Annotated in this window: 12 protein-coding genes; 8 read left to right on the plus strand and 4 right to left on the minus strand. The window is 66.4% G+C overall.

All coding sequences use genetic code 11. The annotated features are described in order from the left end of the window. The first annotated feature begins 60 nt into the window (after positions 1 to 60). Positions 61 to 540 (plus strand): Lrp/AsnC family transcriptional regulator, encoded by a 480-nt coding sequence (locus tag DC347_RS12255; RefSeq protein ID WP_165838029.1) that lies wholly within the window; start codon positions 61 to 63, stop codon positions 538 to 540. An 11-nt stretch (positions 541 to 551) separates the two neighbouring features. Here the strand turns inward: DC347_RS12255 and DC347_RS12260 are convergent, their stop codons facing one another. After that, positions 552 to 779: a hypothetical protein gene (locus DC347_RS12260; protein ID WP_018760901.1), complete on the minus strand. Its 228-nt coding sequence runs from the start codon at positions 777 to 779 to the stop codon at positions 552 to 554. A gap of 198 nt (positions 780 to 977) precedes the next feature. Between DC347_RS12260 and DC347_RS12265 the strand changes: the two genes are divergently transcribed. Beyond that, positions 978 to 2,990 (plus strand): rhamnogalacturonan lyase, encoded by a 2,013-nt coding sequence (locus DC347_RS12265; protein ID WP_109045636.1) that lies wholly within the window; start codon positions 978 to 980, stop codon positions 2,988 to 2,990. Between the two features lie 56 nt (positions 2,991 to 3,046). On the opposite strand, the gene DC347_RS12275 is transcribed toward DC347_RS12265, so the two are convergent. Next, complete coding sequence (locus tag DC347_RS12275) at positions 3,047 to 3,925, minus strand: MurR/RpiR family transcriptional regulator (RefSeq protein ID WP_109045637.1); 879 nt, start codon at positions 3,923 to 3,925, stop codon at positions 3,047 to 3,049. Positions 3,926 to 4,027: 102 nt separating this feature from the next. Here DC347_RS12275 and DC347_RS12280 point away from each other — a divergent pair, with 102 nt between their 5' ends. From DC347_RS12280 to DC347_RS12290, 3 genes are read left to right on the plus strand one after another with little or no spacing between them, the layout of a single operon-like run. Beyond that, positions 4,028 to 5,422 carry an MFS transporter gene (locus DC347_RS12280; protein WP_018760904.1) on the plus strand — a complete coding sequence of 465 codons (1,395 nt, stop codon included), beginning with the start codon at positions 4,028 to 4,030 and terminating at the stop codon, positions 5,420 to 5,422. After that, positions 5,419 to 5,907, plus strand: a complete 489-nt coding sequence (locus tag DC347_RS12285; protein ID WP_109045638.1) for a GAF domain-containing protein — start codon at positions 5,419 to 5,421, stop codon at positions 5,905 to 5,907. Before DC347_RS12280 ends, DC347_RS12285 begins: the two co-directional genes overlap by 4 nt. After that, positions 5,904 to 7,139: an amidohydrolase family protein gene (locus DC347_RS12290; protein ID WP_109045639.1), complete on the plus strand. Its 1,236-nt coding sequence runs from the start codon at positions 5,904 to 5,906 to the stop codon at positions 7,137 to 7,139. Before DC347_RS12285 ends, DC347_RS12290 begins: the two co-directional genes overlap by 4 nt. An 80-nt stretch (positions 7,140 to 7,219) precedes the next feature. Here the strand turns inward: DC347_RS12290 and DC347_RS12295 are convergent, their stop codons facing one another. Both DC347_RS12295 and DC347_RS12300 read right to left on the minus strand, forming a co-directional pair. Then, entirely contained in the window at positions 7,220 to 9,862 is a 2,643-nt protein-coding gene (locus DC347_RS12295) for a Tat pathway signal sequence domain protein (protein WP_109045640.1), read from the minus strand. 314 nt (positions 9,863 to 10,176) lie between these two features. Next, positions 10,177 to 10,653, minus strand: a complete 477-nt coding sequence (locus DC347_RS12300; protein WP_109045641.1) for a sensor histidine kinase — start codon at positions 10,651 to 10,653, stop codon at positions 10,177 to 10,179. A 236-nt stretch (positions 10,654 to 10,889) separates the two neighbouring features. Between DC347_RS12300 and DC347_RS12305 the strand changes: the two genes are divergently transcribed. From DC347_RS12305 to DC347_RS12320, 3 genes are all read left to right on the plus strand, one after another. After that, entirely contained in the window at positions 10,890 to 11,621 is a 732-nt protein-coding gene (locus DC347_RS12305) for a FadR/GntR family transcriptional regulator (RefSeq protein ID WP_018760909.1), read from the plus strand. A 106-nt stretch (positions 11,622 to 11,727) separates the two neighbouring features. Beyond that, on the plus strand, positions 11,728 to 12,495 hold the full coding sequence (locus DC347_RS12310; protein ID WP_206073929.1) for a glucosamine-6-phosphate deaminase: 768 nt from the start codon (positions 11,728 to 11,730) through the stop codon (positions 12,493 to 12,495). A gap of 230 nt (positions 12,496 to 12,725) precedes the next feature. Further along, the gene (locus tag DC347_RS12320) at positions 12,726 to 13,286 is read left to right on the plus strand and encodes a hypothetical protein (RefSeq protein WP_109045644.1); all 561 of its coding nucleotides are present in this window, start codon (positions 12,726 to 12,728) and stop codon (positions 13,284 to 13,286) included. Positions 13,287 to 13,288 lie beyond the last annotated feature (2 nt).

Genomic DNA, 13,288 nt, shown 5'->3' on the forward strand with positions numbered 1-13,288 from the left:
CGCAACACAGACGTCCCGCGCAGGACAGATCAGGCACCTGCTTGCCGGGACAGTGGCAAAATGCTCACTATGCACCACATTGATGCCCTGGACGCCGAGATCCTCCTCACACTCGACCAGGACCCCCAAGCCACCGTCCTCTCACTGTCCCGGACGTTGGGCGTGGCCCGTAACACCGTGCACGCCAGGCTGAGGCGGCTGGTGAACGACGGCAGCCTGGCCCCCTTCAGCCAGCGGGTGCGCACAGCGGCGCTGGGGCTGCCGCTGGTTGCCTTCATCTCGATTTCCATCAGCCAGTCATCCAGCGACCAGGCTGTAGCGGCACTGCAGACCATCCCGGAAATTATCGAAATGCACGCCACGACCGGGGACGCGGACCTGCTCGCCAAAGTGGCTGCGAAGGACCCCGCCGATCTCCACCGGATCACCAACGCGATGCTGGCCATCGACGGCGTCGTCCGCACCAGCACCGCGATGTCTCTGGTGGAAGTGATGCCCACACGGACCCTGCCCCTGCTGCGGGCAGCCGCGCGGAAGTAGCGGGACCGCCGTCAGGCAAGCTGGTCCAGGGCGTCGATGAGCGCGTCCACGAATGCGGTCAGGATGGCCGGCTGGGTGCGGCCGGTCATGGTCTGGATCTGGCCTTGGCGTTGCCGCAGCACCGGGTGCTCCAGGGTGACGGTCACCAGGTCCTCCTTGTCGCGCCGGTCCAGCGACAGGCCACCCACCAGCGAAACGCCGGCGAACGGAAAGAAACGTAACAGAACAATTTCTCCCATTAGGATCCCGTCAAAGCCTTGACTGAAATTGTCAGGCGCTGATAGACGTTAAGGGCAGAAAGCGTTTCCTCGCAGCAATCCTCCTCAAAATCACTCGTAAGGGGGACTGTCCACTGTGAATGAAACGTTCCAAAATGGCTGGGCGGTGCCCTGTGCTGCCGCCGCATCAAAGGAGATGTTCTTTTGGCAAACCCCTCAATGTATTCCCCGACGCCCCGGACGGGCAGGGCGCCGAAGGCTGCTGCTGCCGCCCTGGCGGCGGCAGCGATTGCCTTCACCGGCCTTCCATCAGCGGCCGCGGACCCCGCGGCGCCGGCACTTCCCGCAACGCCGGCAAATTCCGGCTCCCCGGCTGTCCCGGCAGCGCCGGCAGGGCAGCAGCTGAAGCGGCAGGTGGAAAGCCTTGACCGGGCCCCGGTCGCCGTCCTGACGGACCAGGGCGTCTCGCTGGGCTGGCGGATGCTGGGCCTGGACAAGGACAGCGTGGGCTTCCACGTCATCCGCGACGGCGTCCAGATCACCGATCAACCCGTCCGTGGCACCACCACCTACGTGGACCGCGCAGGCAAGGCGGACTCCACTTACGTCATCAAGACCGTGGGCAACGGCGAGGGGCAGGACAAACTGAGCGCCGGGTTCAGTCCGCTGGCCCAAAACTACCTGCCCATCAAGCTCGATAAGCCGGCCGACGGCGCCACCCCGGCGGGGCAGGCCTACACCTACAGCGCCAACGACTCGAGCGTGGCGGACCTGGACGGCGACGGCGCCTACGAAATCATCCAGCTGTGGAATCCCTCCAACGCGAAGGACAACTCCCAGTCCGGGTACACCGGAAACGTCTACGTGGACGCCTACAAGATGGACGGCACCAAACTCTGGCGCATCGACCTGGGCCGCAACATCCGCGCCGGCGCCCACTACACCCAGATGCTCGCCTACGACTTCGACGGCGACGGCAAGGCCGAAGTTGCCTTCAAGACCGCGGACGGCACCACGGATGCCGCGGGCACCGTCATTGGCGACCCGGCGGCTGACTACCGCAACAGCGCGGGCTATGTCCTGTCCGGGCCGGAATTCCTCACGGTGTTCAATGGGGCTGCCGGCACCGCCATGGACACCGTTCCCTATGATCCGCCCCGCGGCACCGTCACCGCCTGGGGGGACGGCTACGGCAACCGCGTGGACCGGTTCCTCAGTGCTGTGGCATACCTCGACGGCGAGCATCCGTCCATGATGTTCAGCCGCGGCTATTACACCCGTACCGTCCTGGTCAGCTATGACCTGGTGAACGGCAAGCTGGCCAAGCGGTGGAAGTTCGATTCCGACGCTGCCGGGGCTGAATACAAGGGCCAGGGCAACCACAACCTCTCCGTGGCGGACGTGGACCAGGATGGCAAGGACGAGTTCGTCTTTGGCTCCATGACCATCGACGACGACGGCCAGCCGCTGTACAACACCAAGCTTGGCCACGGCGACGCCATCCATACCGGCGACCTCGATCCCTCCCGGCCCGGCCTGGAAACGTTCGCGGTGCACGAGGACATGCGGTCGAGTGGAAACCGCGGTGCCACCTTCCGTGACGCCGCCACCGGTGAGGTCCTGTGGAGCATCCCGGCCTTCAAGGACACCGGCCGCGGCGCCACCGGCGACATCGACCCCCGTTTCCCGGGTTCGGAGAGCTGGGCGGTGGGTGGCGACGCCGCGTGGAACTCCACCGTCGGCTACCTGATGTCCGCCAAGGGTGAGCGGATTTCCGACAAGATTCCCGCCGCCAACTTCATGGCCTGGTGGGACGGCGACCTGCTGCGGGAGATCGTGGACCACGATTTCGACGCCGAGGCCGGCTATGGCGTGCCCACCATTTCCAAGTGGAATTGGGAAACCGAGTCCAGCGACCGACTGCTGACCGCCACCGGCGCCCGCACCAACAACTACACCAAGGGCAACCCGTCGCTGCAGGCGGACCTCCTGGGCGATTGGCGCGAAGAGCTGGTGTTCCCGTCGGCTGACAGCACCGAGTTGCGGATCTATACCAGCACCTCACCCACCGACGTCCGGCTCCGCACCCTGATGCACGATCCCATGTACCGGACCGGCGTAGCGCGCGAGACCGTGGGCTACAACCAGCCCCCGCACCCGAGCTTCTTCCTCGGTGAGGGCATGCAGGCCCCGGCCTTGCCGGCGGTCTACTACGCCGGCAAGGCCAAGTAGCACGGAGAAGAAAGCGCGGCCGCTCCGCCCCATCCGGGGGCGGGGCGGCCGTCTTTTTATGTGCTCGGCCGCGGATGCATGATCCGCATCTGGTCCCAGGTCCGCTCCGAGGCCGCAATGCTCCGGGTGGACCGTTCACGGTCCAGGGAAGCCAGCTCGACGGCCACCGCCTGCACTGCGGCAACGGCTCCCGTGAGGGAGGGGAAGAAGCCCGCGCTTTCGGCGGGGACCACGATCTTATGAACGGCGTGCGCTGCCACCGGCGAACTTGCGGTGTCGGTGATGCTGACGATCCGGGCCCCGAGCTGATGGGCGATGTCCACGGCGCGGACTGTGCTGTCATAGACCCGCCAGAGGCTGATGGCAATGACCAGGTCGTCCGGGGTCAGGCGCGCGACCGCATTGGTCAACGCTGCCACATCGGCATCCAGCAGCCGGACGTCATAGCCGGCGATGATGCCGTTGTGCTCCAGCGCCTTGCCCGGAATGGCGTAGCTGCCGGCGGCGATGATGAGGGTCTGCCGCGCACCTGCCATGGCCTCCGCAACGGCATGGATCACGGCAGGGTCCACGGTCCGCTCCAAGTGGGCCAGGTTGGACCGGTCCGTGGTCAGGGATGCCTGCGCCGGGCTGCTCACGTGGCCGTTGTGTTGTGCGGCGATCTCCACGGCGCTCAAGGACGCCAGGAAGCGGGAGCGGAGTTCGAACTGGAACTCCGCCCAGCCCTTGAAGCCTAGCGTCTGGGCGGTCCGGGTCACGGTTGAGGCGTTCGACGACGCCGCGGCGGCTATGTCGCTGACGGAGCCGTAGGAAGCCAGCCGCGGCTGGGAACGGAGGACGCCCAAGACCTGCAGCTGGCGGGCCGCGAGCTTCCGCCCCTGGGCCTGGCCATCGAGCCATTCGGTCAAGGTGGCGCTGTTAACTTCTTGTTTCACCTATTGACCTCCGCAAGTGATGCACGTAACTTCAATCTACATGCACAGATCTGTGCAAATCCTAAAAACTGTACAACTTGGCCCACTTCGGCAGGATTCCCAATGTCTCTCACAGCACGCCTGGACCGGCTCCCACTCAGTCGTCCACACTACAAGCTCCTCCTCATCGGAGGGCTCGGTTACTCCTTTGACGGCATGGACGGCGCCGTGGTGGCCTTCCTGCTGCCGCGCATCCAGGAGATCTGGGGCCTGAGCACCGCAAGCCTGGGCCTGGTGGGCTCGGCAGCGCCGCTGGGCTTCTTCTTCGGTGCCATCCTGTCCGGCTGGCTGGGTGACCGGTTCGGCCGGAAGAAGGTCATGCTGTGGGCGCTTGCCTTCTACTGCGCCATGTCCGTGGTGGCCGCCGTCGCCCCGAACTTCGAAGTCTTCCTTGTTGCCCGGGTCCTGGCGGGACTCGGCGCCGGCGCGGAGAGCGTCATCATCGCCCCGTTCCTTTCGGAGTTCATTCCGCCCAAGCGGCGCGGCTGGTTCATCGGGACCCTGGCCGGGTTCTTTTCGTTCGGCTTCGTGGCCGCGGCGCTCATCGGGCGGTTTGTGGTTCCCCTGGGTGACGACGGCTGGCGGTGGGCCCAGGTCATTACCGCCGTCCCCATCCTCCTGCTTCTTTGGTGGCGCCGCAGCCTTCCCGAATCACCCCGCTTCCTCATGAGCCAGGGCCGTGCGGCGGAGGCTGAACGGGTGGTGGAAGGGTTCGAGCAGAAGGTGCTCCTCGCCACCGGCAAGGAGCTTCCGGTGGTGGAAGCCGGTGGGGAAGACATCACCAAACACGGGCAGAAGATCAGCATCTGGAACGCCCTGAAGGTCATGTGGTCTCCCGCCCTGCGTCGGAGGACCGCCGTGATCTGGCTGATCTGGTTCGTGATCACCTTCTCCTACTACGGATTCTTTTCCTGGATCCCCACCTTGTTGGTGGGGCGCGGAATTACCGTCACCAAGAGTTTCGAATACTCCATCATCATTTACCTTGCGCAGATCCCCGGCTACTTCTCCGCGGCCTGGCTGTGCGACCGGATCGACCGCAAGAACACCATCGCCCTGTACCTGGCGGGCTCGGCCCTCAGTGCGTTCTGGCTGAGCCAGTCCAACGATTCCGGGATGATCCTGGTGGCCGCGGCAACGCTGTCCTTCTTCCTCAACGGCACCTACGCCGGGGTTTACGCCTACACCCCGGAACTCTTCCCCACTTGGATGCGCGCCACCGGCGTCGGACTGGCCAGCGCGGTAGGGCGCGTGGGCAGCATCCTGGCGCCGTCCATCATCGGTGTGTTCGCCGCAACGCTCGGCTTCGGCGGCGTGTTCACCATGACCACAGTGGTCCTGGCCGTGGGCGTTCTCGGAGTCGTCATCTTCGGAACGTCCACGGCGGGCAAATCGCTGGAAGACATCAATGCCCGCACCGAACCCGAGCAGGCAGCCGTGTTGGGAGGCGGCAAATGACGCAGGATCCCAACCCCGCCTTCCAGGAAATCTACGAGCACCTCCGCCGCGAACCGGGCGTCATCCTGTTCACCGCGCTGCGCTGGCTGCCGGGTCCCTCCGTGCTCCGAAGGGTCTCCACCAGCCACCCGGTGGACTACCCGCTGGGTGCCGAAAAGTCGGTGGAAATCTCCGAAGGCTGGCTTGACACCGTCATAGCCAACCAGCGGCCGTTCCTCGCTCCCGATGCCGCCGCCCTCGCGGAGGTGTTCACGGACGTCGCCTTGATCCAGTCCCTGGGCTGCGGCGCAGTGATCAACATCCCGGTGACAAGCCACGGCGAGGTGGTGGGCGTCTTGGCATTGCTCGACGCCGAGGGGCAGTACACCGGCCACAGCCTGGACGCGGCGTCCGCAGCAGTGTCCGCTGCCTCCGAAAGGCTTGCCGCAGCCTTCATCGATTCAGACCAAACCATTACGACAGGAAAGGATGCAGTCCTCCCGTGACCTCCTCCACCGAACCACTCGTCATCAGGAACGCCCACGTCCTGGATATCCATGCCGGCACCTTCTCCTTGGCCGACGTCGTGACCTCCGACGGAAAAATCCGCAGCGTTGGGCCTGGTGCGGAAGCGCCGGATAATGCGCGGGTCATCGATGGCACGGGCAAATACGTCATTCCCGGCCTCATTGACGCCCACGTCCACGTGGTGGCTTCCAGCGCGGACTTCCGGTCCTTGACCTGGACGCCCGCCTCGTACGTGTACGCCCAGACTGCGAGGATCATGCAGGGCATGCTGAGCCGGGGCTTCACCACCGTGCGCGACCTCTCAGGCGCCGACTTTGGCCTGGCGAAAGCCCAGGCCGAGGGGCTCCTGGAGGGGCCGAAGCTGCACTTTTGCGGCCGCGCCCTCAGCCAGACCGGTGGCCACGGCGACATGCGCCTTCCCGGCGAGGACCACGAACCCAACGGCCGGGGATGCTGTGGCATCGGGCGGGTGGCGGACGGCGTGGACGCCGTGCGCGCCGCTGCCCGCGACGAGCTCCGCAAGGGGGCCCACCACATCAAGATCATGGCGTCCGGAGGGGTGTCTTCCCCGACGGACCGCATCGACTCCACCCAGTACTCGCGCGAGGAGATGCGGGCCGCCGTCGAAGAAGCGGAAGCGGCCAACCGCTACGTGGCAGCCCACGCCTACACGGCCCGGGCCATCAACCGCGCCCTCGAATCTGGGGTCAGGTCCATTGAACACGGCAACCTCCTTGACGACGAGAGCCTGCGGCTCTTCCTGGAGAAGGATGCCTTCCTGGTGCCCACCCTGGTGACTTACTGGGCGCTGAAGGAAGAAGGCAAGGAGTTTGGCTTGACCGAGGAGATGTGGGCCAAGGTGGATTCAGTCCTCAGCAGCGGCCTGGAAGCGATCGCCCGGGCGCACGAGGCTGGCGTGAAGATGGTGTATGGCTCGGACCTGCTGGGCGGGATGCACCGGCACCAGAACGAGCAGTTCCGGCTGCTGGGCAAGGTCCAGCCGGCCATCGACGCCATCCGGTCCGCGACCACCACCGCCGCCGAACTGCTGGGCCGCCCGGGTGAACTGGGAGTCATCGCCCCCGGAGCGGACGCTGATGTGCTGGTGCTCTCGGCGGACCCGGTGGAGGACATTGCCGTGCTGGCGGACATCGCCGACCACCTGGAATACGTAGTCCAGGATGGCACCGTCGTCGGCGGACGCGCCTGACGCTCCTGCGAACGGAAACGGGCGACGACGGCACCTGGCCAGGTGCCGTCGTCGCCCGTTTGTCCGCGGCGGTGGACTTGTCAGTCCAGGTACTTGCCCACCAGTGCCAGGTTCTGGATCACCGCCAGCCCGAACTGCGCCGTGTCATTGGTGGAGACGGTGGGTGCCTCGTCCACGGGCAGCAGTACGTGGGGTGGCTCGATCCGGCGCAGCGTGAAGGCGGATCCGTGGTTCAGGTGCTCGCCACCCTCGGTGAACTTGTCCCAGGCCCGGGCTGCGAGGTCACGATCCTGCAACCTTGCCGCCGCGTACGCCGTCAGCCGGCTGTGCGCCTGCGTCAGGTAGACGCCCTCCAAGGGCTGGCCGACCGCTTCCACTTGCTCCTCCTTGGTGGCCAGGAACAGGCGGCAGTACTGCAGCCAGGCCCGTTCGAAGTCCGCATCCGGCACCAGGTCCACCAGTTCGCTGCAGATCTCCACCAGCCCGAAGACGGCGCTGAGGTGTGAGACCTGGATCTGTTCGCGGCCAGTGTCGAACCGGCCTTTGTCCAGGTCGTACAAGGCTTCGCCGGTGAGGAAGCCGTACTTCAGCGCACCGATGTCCGCCATGGTGCCCAGCAGCCGGTCCCGGGACCATGGGTTACCGGTGCGTTCCCAGTCGGTGAGCCAGGTAGCGGCCAGGGATCCCCAGTCTGTCCCCAGCCCGACGCCCAGGGCGCCCCGGTTGGGCCGGTAGGTGGCAGCATCCGGGCGCACCTTGCGGACCGGATCCAGGCCCAGGAAGTTCCGGTCGCTGTCCACCAGTTCGCTCAGCAGGTCTCCGGTGCGCTCGTCGGCCGTGAGGTAGTAGTAGAAGCGGCGGTAGGCGGGGGTGCTGATCCGCAACTGCTTGGCGCTGCAGCCCCAGTGCTGGACGTTGTGCCGGGAACCCAGGCCCTTCCATGGCCCCAGGTGGTACACGTCCACCTCGCCGGTATGCCGGGTCATTGCCTCGGCGAAGCGGAAGATGTCTGCCCGGCCCGAGCGGAGGTAGGAGTACCACAACCACAGGTCGGGGGAGAGCTCGGAGTTGTCCCAGGCGTATCCGCCCACGTCGTAGCGCCACACGTGCCGGTCGAAGTCATACGTGTGCATCACGTCGCCGAAGTTCCAGAAGCCGTACCAGCGGCGCTGCTCCACCTGGCCGGCGTAGAAGTCGAAGAGGAAGTCCAGCTGGTCTTCCAGCCGGGCGCGTGCGGGAGTGCTGCGGTCCACCGGGTCCCAGTCACCGAAGACGCCCACGGAGTGCAGGTGTTCCGGCGTGGCCTGCAGCAGCGCCGGGGCGGACGCGGCGGCGGCGTCGGCGGCGAGGCCCACGGTGGACGGGGTGGCGTCATAGGCGAACAGGGTCACCTCGTGGGTGCGGGCAATGCCGGTGGGATTGCCGAATCCGGGTTCGTAGTCCTCGTAGGTGATCTCGAGCCCCTCGAGCTGCTCCTCGAACGTGTCCTGGCCCAGGCCGTCGTGGTAGAACCGCAGGTCCATGGGCTGGGCTTCCGGGGAGAACAGCCATGCCGTCAGGGTTGCCTCGCCGGTAGCAGCGCCGCGGATGTCCAGCTGGCCCGGGTGGGACTGCCAGAAATCCTTGATTCCCACGCCCAGGCCGCCGCGGGTGTCGCTCAGGGAGCAGAAGCCTGCCGAGCGGGTGCCGCCGGAGATTCCCACCCAGCCATGGCCGCCGGTGGTCCGCTTGCGCAGTTCGAATCCGTCCGCGTTGAGCTGGGTAAGGGTGTAGTCTCCCCAGCTGGGGATGAGGTGCAGCCGGCCTGAGACCTCGGGGTTCCATGCCTCCGCGGGGGGAGTGGCGCGGCCGGCGATTTGCGCCTCCCGTACGTCCGCGCCGGGGTCCCGGCGCAGCCCGGTCAGGCCGCGCACGGCCTCGGTGAGGAACCCGCCGTCGGCCCCGGCGATCCGGACGTGCCGGTCATGCAGTTCAGCCTCCAGCGGCACGCTGAACCGGACGCCGAGGCCGGCCAGGAAGTCCTGCTCCGGGTCCCCGTCCCAGATGAAGGAGTGCACCATGCGCACGCTGCGGGCGTTGGCGTGGAAGTAGAAGCGCACCACAAACGGCAGCCAGTCGCGATGCGCGATGTCCGCCAGGTCGGGGTGGTGGCGCCCTTCCAGCCGCACCACCGCGCGCACGGGCCCGGCTTGTTCCAGGACGACGGCGGTCACCTCGCCGGTGAAGGCCTTCCGGCCCGCGGTTCCGGCCCCTTCGGGAACGCCGTCCTGCAGCAGGCTGACCAGCCGTGCGTCGCGGGCAACGGGCCTGCCGTCCCTGGACAGGCTGCTGAACAGGGTGGATCCGCTGCGGTTGATCACCATCTGCAAGACGCCGGTATCAACTGTCAGCGCGCCGGCATCCTCGGTGACCGTGACGGCCGTACCTTCCGGCGCCTGCCGGCCTGCTGCTGCGGGCGTACCGGCGCCGGTCCGCACCCGGTAGGTTTCCGACGGGGTGTCCGTCGCCGGGAGGGCGATTCCCGCCCATTTCAGGGAGCCGTCCGGCCACGTGGCCAGCGGCCACGCCTGGCTGGGGAGGGGAGTGCCGGCGGCGTCCGCCACCGAAAGTGCATCAGCGCCGGGCACTGAGCCGCGGGCGAACGGCATGCCCCACGTTGTCCCGCCGCTGATTTCTGCCGGGGCCTGTCCATCGATCCACCTGATGAGGGTGCTGTCCGTCATGTCTTCCGATTCCACTGGTGATTGCCGCGCGTAAGGGTCCCGCCAGAATGCAGGAAAGCGCTTTCTCGATTACGACTACAACGTAGTAGATGGCAATGCCGGGCGCAAGGGGTTTCTGCCTTCCGGACTACCTGCCCGGCTGGTGACGGTCACATCTGATGAGTGTTCGGTCTTCGTGGCCAGGGTCCTGGCGGCCCATGCGCCCGGACGCATCGACGCTTGAACCGGACAATGCCAAGCTTTCACGCTGGCGTCCTGCCGCGGGCGTGAATACGGATGGCCGCCGTCCCAGCGACGGCGGCCATCCGAGCCTGTTAGTCCAGCGGCAGGGTTACCGTCACGCTGGTGCCGCTGCCCGGTGCGGATGTGATCTCCACTGTTCCGCCGGCTTCCTGGACGGCCACCGCCATCAGCCGCAGCCCGTACCCGTGGTGCCGCCCGCACGTGGCGGCGTCCCGGTCAAAGCCCGCACCGTCGTCGGCCACCACCAGGCGGATCCCGTGGTCAACGGCCAGCAGCTGGACGGTCACTGTGGATGCGCCGGAGAACTTAAAGGCGTTGCTGAGGGCTTCCCGGGCCGACTGGTACAGCAGGGAGGCACAGTCCGCCGGGATCTCGATGCCCCAGTGCGGAGTATCCCAGTGGACCGTAATTCCGTGCTGGCGAAGCGGTGCCGTGAGCCGGTCGATGCACCCGGCCAGCCCCAAAGTGTGGAAATCCAGCGGCTGGAGGTCGGTCAGCACGCCTCCGACCGTGGTGACTTCGTTGTCCAATGCTGTCTTGGTTCCCATGACTTCCTGCTCCCCAAGCTGGTTTTGTCTGATACCTCCAGCGTGGACCTCAAATGTCTAGGGGGTGCAAGATTTGCCTCAAGATCGGATCAATTCTGCGCAGGGCACCATGAGGCGAAGGTGGTCTGTGGTGCGTGCTCCCGGAAGCATGAACGAAATAAGACGAAGGACGTCCCATCTCCTGTACACTAATGGAAGACGAGAGGCCGCCGCCCGGTGCGGTCAAAGGAGATGACGTGACAGTAGCATCCGCAGCGGTACCGCCCGCAAGGTTCAGTGCACAAATCCGGTCCCATGCCCTCCAGACCCGAATCATGGAGCTCATCCTGGAACGTGGCCTGGACGTTGGCGATGCGCTGCCCACCGAGAGCGAGCTGTCCGCAGAGCTCGGCGTCGGGCGGAACACCGTCCGGGAATCCCTCAAGGTCCTCCAGGCCCTCGGCGTCATCGAAATCCGCCATGGCTTTGGCATGTTCGTGGCACCCAACAACTTCAGCGCCCTGGTTTCCGGACTGACGTTCCGCGGCCGGCTGTCCCTTCGGCACAAGGGCGAAGAAGCCATGGAGCTCATCGACGTGCGCCAGGCCCTCGAGTCAGGGCTGATTGGTTCAGCCATCGACCTGCTGACGGAGGAACACCTCGCGGACCTGAAGTCCTCGATGGAGGCCATGCAGGCCGCCGCAGCCCAAGGTGAGCCGCTGGCCGAGCACGACGCGGAATTCCACCGGAAGCTCTATGCCCCCCTGAACAACGAACTCCTGATCAATCTCATGGATGTGTTTTGGCAGGTCTACCGGCAGATCCATGAGGCCCTGGGATCGGGGCCGGTCAACCTGGAGGAACAGGCCCGGATCCACTGGGACATCTACGAGGCCGTGGCCAACCGGGACAAGGCGCTCGCGGCCGAACGCCTGCAGCGCCACTTCGACGGCATCCGCCAAAAACTCAAGGACGTCGCGTCCGCCTAGCGGCGCAAACCCGGATCCACCACGCTTCCGCGGCAGGCGGCCCTACGCCGGCCGGCCCGGCTGCCGCATGCCCTGCTTAAGTCCTTCCTTACGAGAAAGCCCAGCCTTGGAAATCTTTGTCGTTCCCGATGCCGCCGCCACCGGTGTGGTCGCCGCCGGGATTCTTGCCGCCGTCGTCCGCTCCAAGCCAGACGCCGTGCTGGGCGTGGCGACCGGAGGCTCTCCGCTTCCTGCCTACGCAGCCCTCGCGGGGCACCGGCTGGACATGTCCGGGGTCCGCGCATTCGCCCTGGACGAGTACGTCGGGCTGCCTGCCGGACACCCGCAGAGCTATGGCGAGGTGGTGCGGCGGGAAGTGACCGAACGGCTGGGAATGGACCCGGCGCTCGTTCGGGTACCCGCCGGCAACGCGGCGGACCCCCGGCAGGCAGCCGAGGACTACGACGCTGCCATTCGTGCTGCCGGCGGGGTGGACGTGCAACTCCTGGGCATCGGGCACAATGGGCATCTTGCCTTCAACGAACCAGGATCCGCTTTCTCCTCCCGCACCCGGGTGGAAGTCCTGGCCGAACGCACGCGCGCCGCCAACGCCCGGTACTTCACGTCCGAATCCGACGTGCCGCGCCAGTGCATCACGCAGGGACTCGGAACCATCCTCGAGGCCCGGCACTTGCTCCTGGTGGTGGCCGGAACTGACAAAGCCGGCATCCTCGCCCGCGCCCTGCACGGCGAGATCTCGGAGGACTGCCCCGCATCCGCGCTGCAAATCCACCAGCACGTGACGGTGGTGGCAGACGAAGCCGCGGCGGCACTGCTGGCTCCCGGCAGCGGCCAGGTTCCCGTGCGCGTTCCCCGGGAGGCTGTTGGCGTCTAGGACCGTCCCTCCGTGTCCCGGCCGCCCGGCCGCCACCACAGGATCCTGCCCGTCGGCCCGTTGCTGCGGCACGACGGCAAAGGCTGCGACACGAAGGCAAAGCAAAAGGGCGCCCGCCTGCACGGTGTAGCGTGCAGGAAGATCAACAGCCTGAGGGGGCAGCGCTTGAATATCACCGAGTCCGTCACAGCCGTGCGTCCGGCGCACGGAGACCTCGGCAGCGGGCATCCATGAACGCCAAACGGCAGGCGCAACCGTTGACGTTGTTCTGGAAACTCATCATCACCCTCTCCGCCGTGGTGGGCGTGGGTACCTGCGCGGGTCTTTGGCTTATTTACACGCACTTCCTGATGGCAACGCCCGGGACCATGGCAGTGCTGGAACGGCAGCTGACCAAGAGCGACGCCATCCCGGCCATCCAGGACGAAGGCGGCGAAGCGGTCATCCGTGAATCCCGGAAGCTCGCCTCCTATGAATCCATGACCTACTACGCCGCGCCGGCCAGGACGTCAGGCGTCGCATGCCTGGTGGGGAAGTATGACCTGGACCAGGTGTCCTACTGGGAGGCCTGCGACTACATCCCCGACGGCCGGGACATCCTGGCGGAAGTGCAGGACCCAGACGGCAGGGACATTCTCTTCGTCCCCGACCAGTTTGATCACGGCCCGATGGAACGGGACGGCTGGGTCACCCTGCACCGCAACCTGCTGGTCATGCCCTTCACTGAACCGCGGCAGCCCCAAGCTCCCGAACTGCTGACCCGCAACGCAACGTTGCAAAAGACCGGTTAGGC

The sequence above is a fragment of the Pseudarthrobacter sp. AG30 genome (genome assembly GCF_003116525.1).
GTDB lineage: Bacteria > Actinomycetota > Actinomycetes > Actinomycetales > Micrococcaceae > Arthrobacter.

What these genes read in the sequence shown, in the direction of transcription:
- DC347_RS12255 (WP_165838029.1), top strand. Translation starts at nt 61, where the DNA reads ATGCTCACTATGCACCACATTGATGCCCTGGACGCCGAGATCCTCCTC.
- DC347_RS12260 (WP_018760901.1), bottom strand. Translation starts at nt 779, where the DNA reads ATGGGAGAAATTGTTCTGTTACGTTTCTTTCCGTTCGCCGGCGTTTCG.
- DC347_RS12265 (WP_109045636.1), top strand. Translation starts at nt 978, where the DNA reads ATGTATTCCCCGACGCCCCGGACGGGCAGGGCGCCGAAGGCTGCTGCT.
- DC347_RS12280 (WP_018760904.1), top strand. Translation starts at nt 4,028, where the DNA reads ATGTCTCTCACAGCACGCCTGGACCGGCTCCCACTCAGTCGTCCACAC.
- DC347_RS12285 (WP_109045638.1), top strand. Translation starts at nt 5,419, where the DNA reads ATGACGCAGGATCCCAACCCCGCCTTCCAGGAAATCTACGAGCACCTC.
- DC347_RS12295 (WP_109045640.1), bottom strand. Translation starts at nt 9,862, where the DNA reads ATGACGGACAGCACCCTCATCAGGTGGATCGATGGACAGGCCCCGGCA.
- DC347_RS12300 (WP_109045641.1), bottom strand. Translation starts at nt 10,653, where the DNA reads ATGGGAACCAAGACAGCATTGGACAACGAAGTCACCACGGTCGGAGGC.
- DC347_RS12320 (WP_109045644.1), top strand. Translation starts at nt 12,726, where the DNA reads ATGAACGCCAAACGGCAGGCGCAACCGTTGACGTTGTTCTGGAAACTC.